This window comes from Actinomadura rubrisoli (assembly GCF_004349215.1).
GTDB lineage: Bacteria > Actinomycetota > Actinomycetes > Streptosporangiales > Streptosporangiaceae > Spirillospora > Spirillospora rubrisoli.
In genome coordinates this window covers 1-11,224 of the sequence record NZ_SMKU01000309.1, presented here as the reverse complement: position 1 = coordinate 11,224, position 11,224 = coordinate 1, and the positions used below count along the sequence as shown (strand labels likewise).

7 protein-coding genes are annotated in these 11,224 nt (G+C 72.1%); 6 read left to right on the top strand and 1 reads right to left on the bottom strand.

From position 1 onward, the window contains the following. On the top strand, positions 1 to 1,520 hold a 1,520-nt coding region (locus E1298_RS36905), incomplete at its 5' end, for an MFS transporter (protein ID WP_207945064.1). A gap of 48 nt (positions 1,521 to 1,568) precedes the next feature. Then, positions 1,569 to 2,573 carry a glycosyltransferase family 2 protein gene (locus E1298_RS36900; protein ID WP_165975855.1) on the top strand — a complete coding sequence of 335 codons (1,005 nt, stop codon included), beginning with the start codon at positions 1,569 to 1,571 and terminating at the stop codon, positions 2,571 to 2,573. A gap of 23 nt (positions 2,574 to 2,596) precedes the next feature. Here the strand turns inward: E1298_RS36900 and E1298_RS36895 are convergent, their stop codons facing one another. Next, positions 2,597 to 3,430 (bottom strand): glycosyltransferase, encoded by an 834-nt coding sequence (locus tag E1298_RS36895; protein WP_207945063.1) that lies wholly within the window; start codon positions 3,428 to 3,430, stop codon positions 2,597 to 2,599. Positions 3,431 to 3,474: 44 nt separating this feature from the next. Here E1298_RS36895 and E1298_RS36890 point away from each other — a divergent pair, with 44 nt between their 5' ends. The 4 genes from E1298_RS36890 to E1298_RS36875 all read left to right on the top strand — a co-directional run bounded on the left by E1298_RS36890 (position 3,475) and on the right by E1298_RS36875 (position 11,194). Further along, positions 3,475 to 4,068, top strand: a complete 594-nt coding sequence (locus E1298_RS36890; RefSeq protein ID WP_131901726.1) for an acyltransferase — start codon at positions 3,475 to 3,477, stop codon at positions 4,066 to 4,068. 242 nt (positions 4,069 to 4,310) lie between these two features. Then, entirely contained in the window at positions 4,311 to 9,113 is a 4,803-nt protein-coding gene (locus E1298_RS36885) for a DUF4082 domain-containing protein (RefSeq protein ID WP_131901724.1), read from the top strand. Positions 9,114 to 9,149: 36 nt separating this feature from the next. After that, positions 9,150 to 10,235, top strand: coding sequence for a Gfo/Idh/MocA family protein (locus E1298_RS36880; RefSeq protein WP_131901722.1), 1,086 nt, complete (start codon positions 9,150 to 9,152; stop codon positions 10,233 to 10,235). Continuing rightward, a complete protein-coding gene (locus E1298_RS36875) occupies positions 10,232 to 11,194 on the top strand; it encodes an NAD-dependent epimerase/dehydratase family protein (protein ID WP_131901720.1) in 963 nt (320 codons plus the stop codon). Before E1298_RS36880 ends, E1298_RS36875 begins: the two co-directional genes overlap by 4 nt. Positions 11,195 to 11,224 lie beyond the last annotated feature (30 nt).

Sequence of the window (11,224 nt, the reverse complement as noted above, 5' to 3'; positions counted from 1 at the left end):
CCCCCGCGACCCGGGACCCCCGCCGCTGGTGGATCCTCGGCGTCCTCTGCCTGAGCCTGCTCGTCGTCGTCATCGACAACACCGTCCTCAACGTCGCGATCCCGTCCCTGATCCGCGACCTGCACGCGACCAACTCCGACATCCAGTGGATCATCGACGCCTACATCCTGGTGTTCGCCGGCCTGCTGCTCACCGCCGGCGCGCTCTCGGACCGGTTCGGCCGCCGCCGGGGCCTGGTCATCGGCCTGATCATGTTCGGCGGCGCCTCGGTCCCCGCCGCGCTCGCCGACTCGCCCGGCCAGCTCATCGCCGCCCGCGCGCTGATGGGCGTGGGCGGCGCGTTCCTCATGCCGGGCACGCTGTCGATCCTGACCACGGTCTTCGACGACGAGGAGCGCAAGAAGGCGATCGCCATCTGGAGCTCGGTGCTCATGGTCGGCGCGCTCGGCGGCCCCATCGTCGGCGGCCTGCTGCTCCAGCACTTCTGGTGGGGCTCGGTCTTCCTGATCAACATCCCGATCGCCGCGGTCGCCGTCGTCGCCGCCGTGCTGATCATCCCCGAGTCCCGCGGCCCGGCGAGCCGTCCGGACCTCGTGGGCGCCCTACTGTCCATCATTGGCATGACCGCCCTGGTCTGGGGCGTCATCTGCATCCCCCGGGACGGCTGGTCCTCCCCGCAGGTCCGCATCGGATTCGTCGTCGCCGCCGCGGCCATCGCCGGCTTCGCCTTCTGGGAGCGCCACGTCCGCGAGCCCATGCTCCCGATGAAGCTGTTCCGCGACCGCAACTTCAGCGGCGCCAGCCTGTCCATCGTGCTGCTGTCGTTCTCGTCCGGCGGGCTGATGCTGGCGCTGACCCAGTACCTGCAGTTCGTCCTCGGGTACGGCCCGATGAAGACGGGCGTCGCGTTCATCCCGCTGATCGTCAGCGTGATGGCCTTCAACGGCATCGGCGTCGTCGTCGACAAGAGGCTCGGCGCCCGCGTCGCCCTCGCCGCCGGCCTCGCGGTCCTCGGCGCGGGCTTCGGCCTGCTGGCCATGATGTCCCCGGGGGACGGCTATCCCCGGCTCGTCCTGGCGCTCGTCGTGATGGGAATGGGCAGCGGCGTCGCGGGGCCCGCCGCCTACGGCACCCTCCTCGCCGCCCTGCCCCCCGACCGCGCGGGCGTCGGTTCCGCCGTCAACGACACCGTCCAGCAGGTCGGTCAGGCCCTCAGCGTCGCCATCCTCGGCAGCGTCCTCACCGCCGCCTATTCCAGCGCGATGCCGGACGACGTCAAGGGCCCGGCCCACGACTCCATCGGCGACGCTCTCGCGATAGCGGCCGCCAGGGGCGACACGGCCCTGGCCGCCGCGGCCAAGGACGCCTTCGTCGACGCCATGTCGACCACGGCGGTGGCCGGGGTCTTCGGCGGCCTGATCGCGGCGGTGATCGCCTTCACGGTCCTCCGCCCGTCCCCGCGCAAGCCGTCGCCCGCGGCTGACCACGACCGGTCATCGGAGTCGGTCCCGGGCGCGTGATGGGGCACTCTGTGACCGACCATGGACGGTCTCGGGGGAAGGACACCGGTGCGGCCGGATCTCAGCGGAAGCCGGTTCCTCGGCGCGGACGAAGCGTCCGCGCCGGGCGGGCATGGTGTCTCGATCATCGTCGTCACCTACCGGAGCGCCCGGTACATCGAGGACTGCGTGGCCGCGCTGCGGTCGGCCGTCGCGGGCGTGCCGGCCGAGCTGCTCATCGTGGACAACGACTCCGGCGACGAGACGGTGGCGGTCGCGCGGGCGGTGGCGCCGGACGCGCGGGTGATCGAGACCGGCCGCAACGACGGATTCGCCCACGGCTGCCACGCGGGCGCGGAGCGGGCGCGGTTTCCCTGGCTGGTGTTCGTCAACCCGGACGCCCTGCCCGCGCCGGGCAGCGTGGAGGTCCTGCTGGAGTGCGCGCGGGCCGAGCCGATGGCCGGGATCGTCGGCGGACGGTGCGTGGCGCCCGACGGGTCCGCCGATCCGCGGTCGTGGTGGGGGCGGCCCGGGGTGTGGTCGACGTTCTGCTTCGCGTTCATGCTCAGCTCGCTCTTCCCGGGCAGCCGGTTCTTCGACCCCGAGTCGCCCCGGCCCTGGGCGGGCCACGAGAGCCGCCACGTTCCGATCGTGACCGGCGGTTTCATGCTGGTGTCCCGGCAGGCGTGGGACGCGACCGGCGGTTTCGACCGCGGGTTCTTCATGTACGGGGAGGACGCCGACCTGTGCCTGCGGGCCGCCGCGCGCGGCTTCCGGCCCATGGTGACCGGAAAGGCCGTCTACCAGCATGAGGTCGGGGCGTCGTCGAGCGCGTCCAGGAAGCTCATGCTGCTGTTCACCGGCAAGGCCACGCTGCTGCGGCGCCATCTTCCGCGGGGTCTGCGCGGAGTCGGCGTGGCGCTGCTGGCGGTCGGGGTGTTCCTGCGGGCGGCGCTGAGCCGGTTGACGGCCGCCCGTCCCGAGCGCCAGGGACGGCCCACCGCGCGGGGGGAGGATTGGCGCCGGCTCTGGGCCGCCCGCCGCACCTGGCTCCCCGGCTGGCCGGCCCGATGACCGTCAATTCAGGGACCGTCGCCTCAGGTCCGGCTGCTCTCGTCACGCTGCCAGGCGGTGGGGGCGCCGCGCCTGCGGGCCTGGCGGGAGCGGGCGATCAGCGCCACGGCCATGAAGACGGCGACGTGCGGCGCGAGGCGCGGGTCGCGGCGCACCATGCCGGCCAGGTCGGACGGGCTGGTCCGGGCAGAGCCGCCCGGCTGGTCCAGCTCCGCCTGTTCGAGCTGCTCGACGCCCGCCGCCGCCCGCTCGCGGCGTCTGAGCAGGTCGCCGAAGGTGCGCGGGGGATGCACGACCACGCGGGCGGTGTCGACGATCGCGCGCTCCTCGGCGCGGAACGCGAGGGAGGACGCCAGGTCGTCCGCGATGACGCCGGGCAGGGCCGCGAGGCGGGCGTGGCCGTCGCGGGTGACGCCGACGACGCCGCGGCCGAACAGGCCGCGCCTGACCTCGGGCAGCCGCGTCCACACGCGGTAGTACGAGCGGACGGCCCAGGGCCGGCCGGCCATCTCCAGGCGGCGGGACGGGGCGGCGGCGGCCACACCCGGCCTGTCCAGGGCGGCCGTCAGGGCCCGCACGTCCTCGGTGCGCAGCTCGACGTCCGCGTCCACGTACAGGCGGGGGAAACGGCGGGCGGCCTTGTCGCCCAGCCGCAGCGCGGCGGCCTTGGACGCCTCCGGCGACTCGACGACCCGCACCGCGCTCCCGAACGAGGCCGCGACCCGGGCGGTCCCGTCGGTGCAGCCGTTGGGGACCACGATGATGTCAAACTCGTCGGGTTCGGCCGTGCTCAGCAGCCCGTCCAGCAGGCGGCCGAGGACGCGTTCCTCGTTGTGCGCGGGAATCACGATGCTCACCACAACAGGCGAGTATGAACCAGCGACCGGTCCGGAGGCATCCCATGGCCCGCATCCTTCCCAGCGCGGACGTCGACGAGCGCGCCACCATCGGCGACGGCACCACGATCTGGCATCTGGCCCAGGTGCGCGAGGACGCCGAGCTGGGACGTGACTGCATCGTCGGGCGGGGCGCCTATGTGGGGCCGGGCGTCCGCATCGGGAACGAGGTCAAGCTGCAGAACCACGCGCTGGTCTACGAGCCGGCCGTGCTGGAGGACGGCGTGTTCATCGGCCCGGCGGCCGTCCTGACCAACGACCCCTACCCGCGCTCGTCGGACGTGGACGGTGGCCTGAAGCGGCCGGGCGACTGGAAGGCGCTCGGCGTGACGGTGCGGGAGGGCGCGGCGGTCGGGGCGCGTGTGGTCGTCGTGGCCGGACGGACGATCGGCCGGTGGGCCCTCGTGGGGGCCGGAGCGGTGGTCACCCGGGACGTCCCGGATTTCGCGTTGGTGGTGGGGAATCCGGCCCGGAGGATCGGCTGGGTCGGCCGTGCGGGCGAGCCCCTGGAGGCCGCCGGCGAGGGCCTGTGGCGCTGCCCGCGGACGGGCGAGGAGTACCGGGAGAGCGCGGGACGCCTGAGCCCGTCATCCAGGTGACCTGCAAGGCCGTCAAGGCCACCACCGGCCAATCCCTCATCGGCCCCCGGCTCCGACCTTATAGTCGGAGTGCTTTCGAGGCGGGCTTTTATCGAGCCCGTTAATCGGCGGCGGACCCGGGTTCTCGTCCAGGCATCCGTGGTCCTGTTCACGGGGTGAAGCGTGGGGGGACTAGTGGATTGGTCGAGAGTTTCGTGAAGCATGGCCGTACGCAGGGGGCAGGGCGCCGAGCCGTCCTTGCCGTGCTCTTGTTCACGCTGGTGGCGGCGGGCCTCGCCGCGCTGACCCAGCCGGCCGTCCAGGCGGCCGCGGGCCCCTGCGACGCGGGCGGCAATGCGGTGGCGTGCGAGAATTCCAAGCCGGGCTCGCCGTCCTCGGAGTGGGAGAAGATCTCCGGTGGCGGGCAGACCATCGAGGGTTTCTCGGCGAACTTCAGCGTCAATGTCGGGCAGCAGGTCCAGTTCAAAGTCAACTCGCCCGCCCGCTCGTACTCGCTCGACATTTACCGGATGGGCTATTACGGGGGCGACGGGGCCCGCAAGGTGGCCGCGGTGGCGCCGTCCGCGTCGCTGCCGCAGACCCAGCCGCCCTGCCTCACCGACGACGCGACCGGTCTGATCGACTGCGGCAACTGGGGTGTGTCGGCGAGCTGGCAGGTCCCGTCGAACGCGGTGTCGGGCGTCTACTTCGCCCACATCTCGCGCACCGACGGCACCGAGGACGACAACCACATCATGTTCCTCGTCCGCAACGACGCCAGCCATTCGGACATGGTGTTCAAAACGTCCGACACCACCTGGCAGGCGTACAACCGGTGGGGCGGCAACAGCCTTTACTTCGGCGACAGCACCGCCGCGCCCGGACGGGCCGTCAAGGTCAGCTACAACCGCCCGTTCGACACGCGCGAGAGCACGCCCTGGGGACGCGACTTCGTGTTCGCCAACGAGTACCCGATGATCCGCTTCCTGGAGGCGAACGGGTACGACGTCAGCTACATGGCGGGCGCCGACGTCGACCAGCGGGGCGCGCTCGTCAAGAACCACAAGACGTTCCTGTCGGTCGGGCACGACGAGTACTGGTCCGGCGCCGAGCGCGCCAACGTGGAGGCCGCCCGCGACGCGGGCGTGCACCTGGCCTTCTTCAGCGGCAACGAGGTCTTCTGGAAGACGCGCTGGGAGAACGGCACGGGCGGCGCCGCGTACCGGACGCTCGTGACCTACAAGGAGACCCGCGCCAACGCCAAGACCGACCCGACCCCGCAGTGGACGGGAAGCTGGCGGGACCCCCGGTTCAGCCCGCCTGCTGACGGCGGCCGCCCCGAGAACGGGCTCACCGGGACGATCTGGACGGTGAACTGCTGCGGCGTCGCGCTCAAGGTGCCCGCGGCGGACGGGAAGATGCGGTTCTGGCGCGGCACGGCCGTGGCCGGGCAGACGTCCGGGACCATGACGCTGGCCGACCAGACGGTCGGGTACGAGTGGGACGAGGACATCGACAACGGCGCCCGGCCCGCCGGGCTGTTCCGCATGTCGACCACGACCGCGAACGTGCCCGAGAAGCTCATCGACTACGGGACCAACGTCGCGCCCGGCACCGCGACCCACCATCTGACGATGTACAAGGCGCCGAGCGGTGCGCTGGTCTTCGGCGGGGGGTCGGTGCAGTGGTCGTGGGGCCTGGACGCCACGCACGACGGCCCGTCCGAGGCGCCGTCCTCGCCCGACCCGGCCATGCGGCAGGCGACGGTCAACCTCTTCGCCGACATGGGCGTGCAGCCGACCACCCTGCAGACGGGCTTGAACCGGGCCACGGCGTCGACCGACAACACCGCCCCGGTCTCGACGGTGACCTCGCCGTCGCCCGCCACCCAGATCGTCAACGGGCGCACGGTGACGATCACCGGGACGGCGACGGACGCCGGCGGGCAGGTCGGCGGCGTGGAGGTGTCCACCGACGGCGGCGCGTCCTGGCATCCCGCCGAGGGGCGCGGCACCTGGTCCTACAAGTGGGACGCGACCGGCAACGGGCCCGTGTCCATCAAGACCCGCGCGGCCGACGACAGCGGCAACATCGAGACGCCGGGGGCCGGGGTCGCGGTCAGCGTCGGCTGCCCGTGCCGCCTGTTCGGCGACTCGACGGTCCCCGGGACGCCTGCGGACGGCGACACCGCGTCCCTTGAGGCCGGGGTGAAGTTCACGTCCACGGTGTCCGGCTGGGTGACCGGCGTGCGGTTCTACAAGGGGACCGGCAACACCGGCACGCACACCGGCACGCTCTGGAAGAACGACGGTACCCGGCTCGCGACCACGACGTTCACCAACGAGACCGCGTCGGGATGGCAGACGGCGACGTTCCCGTCCGCCGTGCAGGTCGACGCGGGGACGACGTACGTGGTGTCCTACTTCGCCCCGAACGGCCATTACTCGTCCGACGGCAACTTCTTCTCCCTCAACGCGCACGTGAGGCCGCCGCTGACCGCGCCCAAGGCGGAGCCGGACGCGGGCAACGGCGTCTACCGGGCCGGCTCCAGCGGCTTCCCCAACTCGACCTACAACGGCGGCAACTACTACGTCGACGTGGTCCTGGCGACGGTCAAGCCGCCGGACACGATGGCGCCGACCGTGGTGGACAGCACCCCGTTCTCGGGCTCGTCCAGCGTGAAGACCTCGGCCAAGCCGGCCGTGACGTTCAGCGAGCCGGTGCAGGCGGGCACGCCGTCCTTCACGCTGAAGAACGGCACGACGACGATCCCGGCGTCCGCGGGCCTGGACGCCTCCAGGACGGTCCTGACGCTCACGCCGTCGTCGCCGCTGCCCGCCGGCACCAAGCTCACCGCGACCGTCACGGGGGCGAAGGACGACGCGGGCAACCCGATGCAGGACGTCACCTACTCCTTCACCACGGCTAAGGCGACGCCGCAGCCCGGCGTGTGCCCGTGCAGCATCTGGAACGACGAGACCACGCCCGCGATCGAGGGCGTCAACGACCCCAACGAACTGGAACTCGGCGTGCGGTTCACCGCCGAGGCAGACGGCGCCGTCAAGTCCCTCCGCTTCTACAAGGGACGCAACAACGACGGCACCCACATCGGGACGATCTGGACGGCGGGCGGGCAGCAGCTCGCGAACGCCACGTTCACCAACGAGTCCACGCTGGGCTGGCAGGAGGTCACGTTCTCCACGCCCGTCCAGGTGACGGCCGGGACGACGTACGTGGCGTCCTACCACACGACCAAGGGCTGGTACTCGGCCGACTACGGCGGGCTCTCCCGCGCGGCCGACAACCCGCCGCTGCATGCGCTCGCCGATGGGAACGGCGGCGGGAACGGCGTGTACAAGTACGGCGCGCGCGGCTTCCCGAACCAGACCGGCGGATCGACCAACTACTGGGTGGACGTGGTGTTCTCGCCGCCGCCCGACACGACGCCGCCGGCGGTGTCGTCCAAGAGCCCCGGGAACGAGGCCGCCAGCGTCCCGACCGGCGGCAAGGTCAAGGTGACCTTCAACGAGCCGGTCCGGTCCGGATCCCCGGTGTTCACCCTCGCGGGCCCCGGCGGCCAGGCGGTCGCGGGATCCTCGGCGCTCGACGCCTCCGGACGGGTCCTGACGTTCACCCCGTCCGCCGGTCTCGCGGCGGCGACCAGGTACACCGCGAGCGTCAGCGGCGCGAAGGACACGGCCGGCAACACCATGTCGGGGACGACCCAGTGGTCGTTCACCACGTCGGGGTCGTGCCCGTGCACGCTGTTCGCCAGCGACGCGGTCCCCGGCACCCCGTCGTCCGGTGACGGCGGTGCGGTCGAGGTGGGCGTGAAGTTCTCCTCCGACCAGAACGGCTGGATCTCCGGCGTCCGGTTCTACAAGGGCGCGGGGAACACCGGGACGCACAGCGGCAGCCTGTGGAAGGAGGACGGGACGCGCCTCGCCACCGGCACGTTCGGCAACGAGACCGCGTCGGGCTGGCAGACCATGACGTTCTCCGCCCCGGTCCCGGTCACCGCCGGAGCGCGCTACGTCGCGTCCTACTTCGCTCCGAAGGGGAACTACTCGGTCGACGGCGGCTACTTCGGCGCGGCCTACGACAACGCGCCGCTGCACGCCCCGTCCAACGACACCACCGTTAACGGCGTCTACGTCTACGGCGCGTCCTCGCGGTTCCCGAACCAGACGTACGGCGCCGCGAACTACTGGGTCGATCCGGTGTTCTCGCTCGCCGCGCCCGGCGACACGACCCCGCCGACCATCGACGCGGTCAGCCCGGCGAACGGGGCGACCAGCGTGCCCCGCGCCGTCCACCCGTCGGTCACGTTCGACGAGGCCGTGCAGGGCGCCACGGCGCAGTTCACGGTCACCGGTCCCGGCGGCGCGGCCGTGCCGGGCACGGTGGGCTACGATCCGGCGACCCGCACGTCCTCCTTCACCCCGTCGTCCGCGCTCGGCTGGCAGACGAAGTACACGGTGAAGGCGGAGGGCGCCAAGGACCTCGCGGGCAACACGCTGGCCGCCTCGCGGACCTGGTCGTTCACCACGGCGAAGCAGACCACGCCCGGCACGTGCCCGTGCTCGATCTGGGCGGACGAGGCCGAGCCGCAGGTCCCGGACGTGGACGACTCGGGCTCGGTGGAGCTCGGCACCAAATTCCGCGCCGACGCGGGCGGCTGGGTCACCGGGGTCCGGTTCTACAAGGGGCCGGGCAACACCGGGACGCACACCGGCAGCCTGTGGAAGAGCGACGGCACCCGGCTGGCCACCGCCACGTTCGGCACCGAGTCGGCGGCGGGCTGGCAGGAGGTCACCTTCTCCACGCCCGTGCAGGTGACGGCGGGGACCACGTACGTGGTGTCCTACCTGGCGCCCAACGGGCACTACTCGGCCAACGTCGGCGGCTTCCAGAACGCCGGCGTGGACGCGCCGCCGCTGCACGCCCTGCGCAACGGGACGGACGGGCCCAACGGCGTCTACGCCTACGGATCCGGAGGCTTCCCGGGAAGCGCGTCGACCTCCAACTACTGGGTCGACGTCGTGTTCACCACAACCCAACCCTGATGTTCACCACAACCTGACCCTGAGGAGTACGCCCTGATGAAGCCCATCGGCCTGGCGGTGGTCGGCGCCGGTTACTGGGGGCCGAACCTCGTGCGGACGGCACAGGCCACTCCGGCGTTGCGGCTGGAGTGGCTGTGCGACCTCGACGAGGACCGCGCCCGCGCCGTCCTCGGGCCGTACACGACCGTCCAGGCGACGTCGTCCTACCAGCGGGTCCTGGACGACCCGCGGGTGGGGGCCGTCGCCATCGCCACGCCCGCGGCGACGCACTTCGACCTGGTCCGGGCGGCGCTGGAGGCCGGCAAGCACGTGCTGGTGGAGAAGCCGCTCACGCCGAGCGCGGCGGAGAGCGCCAAGCTGGTGGAGCTCGCCGCGCGGTCCGGGCTGGTGCTGATGTGCGACCACACCTACTGCTACACCCCGGCCGTCCGGAAGATCCGCGAGCTGATCCGCGGCGGGGAGATCGGCGACGTCCAGTTCGTCGACTCGGTGCGCATCAACCTCGGGCTGGTGCAGCCGGACGTGGACGTGCTCTGGGACCTGGCGCCGCACGACCTGTCGATCCTCGACCACGTCCTGCCGGACGGCGTGGGCGTGGAGGCCGTCGCCGCACGCGGCAGCGACCCCATCGACGCGGGACGGCTGTGCGTGGCGCACCTGACGGCGGAGCTGACCACCGGCGTCATGGCGCACATCCACGTCAACTGGCTCAGCCCCACCAAGATCCGCACGACGGTGATCGGCGGGTCCCGGCGCACGATCGTCTGGGACGACCTCAACCCCGTCCAGCGGCTGGCCGTGTACGACCGCGGCGTGGACCTGGCCCCGGCGGGCTCCCTCGGCCCCGACGAGCGGCGCGAGGCCCTCATCTCCTACCGTGTGGGCGACGTCCTCGTGCCGGCCCTCCCGGAGCGGGAGGCGCTGCGCGAGGTGATGGCGGAGCTGGCCGCGGCCATCACCGAGGGCCGCCCGGCGGTCACCGACGGGCGCTCGGGCCTGCGGGTCGTCGCGCAGCTGGAGGCGGCCACCCGCAGCGTTTCGACCGGCGGGGCCCTCGTTCCCGTACAAGACGTCATCGGCGAGAAAATCATCGGCGAGAACGTCACCGAGGAGAACGCATGATCGAGGGATCCCGCTGCCTGGTCACCGGCGGCGCCGGCACGATCGGGTCCACCGTCGTCGACCAGCTCGTCGCGGCGGGCGCGTCGGACGTGGTCGTCCTGGACAACTTCGTCCGGGGGCGCCGCGCGAACCTCGCCGGCTCCATCGGAGTCGTGCGGGTGATCGAGGGCGACATCCGCGACCGCGCCCTGGTCCGGTCGCTGATGAGCGGCGTGGACGTGCTGTTCCACCTGGCCGCCATCCGCATCACCCAGTGCGCGCAGGAGCCCAGGCTGGCGCTGGAGGTGCTGGTCGACGGGACGTACGAGGTGATCGAGGCGGCGGCCGACCACGGCGTCCGCAAGGTCGTGGCGTCGTCGTCGGCGTCGGTGTACGGGATGGCCGAGCGGTTCCCGACGCCGGAGGACCAGCACCCCTACGACAACGACACGTTCTACGGCGCGGCGAAGACGTTCAACGAGGGGATGCTGCGCAGCTTCCACGCCATGCGTGACCTCGACTACGTGGCGCTGCGCTACTTCAACGTGTACGGGCCCCGCATGGACGTCCACGGGCTCTACACCGAGGTCCTGATCCGGTGGATGGAGCGGATCACGGCGGGGGAGCCGCCGCTCATCCTCGGCGACGGGCGCCAGACGATGGACTTCGTCTACACCGAGGACATCGCCCGCGCGAACCTGCTGGCCGCCGACTCCGCCGCGACCGACGAGGTGTTCAACATCGGCAGCGGCACCGAGACCAGCCTGCGGGAGCTGGCCGAGACCCTCCTGCGGATCATGGACGCGGACGGCCTGGGCCTGGAGTTCGGCCCGGCGCGCGCGGTCAACGGGGTGCCCCGGCGGCTGGCCGATGTGTCGGCGGCGCAGCGGGCCCTCGGCTGGAAGGCGCAGGTCGGGCTGGAGGAGGGGCTGCGGCGGCTGGTCCAGTGGTGGCGGGCCGCCCGGCGGGAGCAGGCGTGATCGTCTACTTCGGGGGTTCGGCGTACGGGG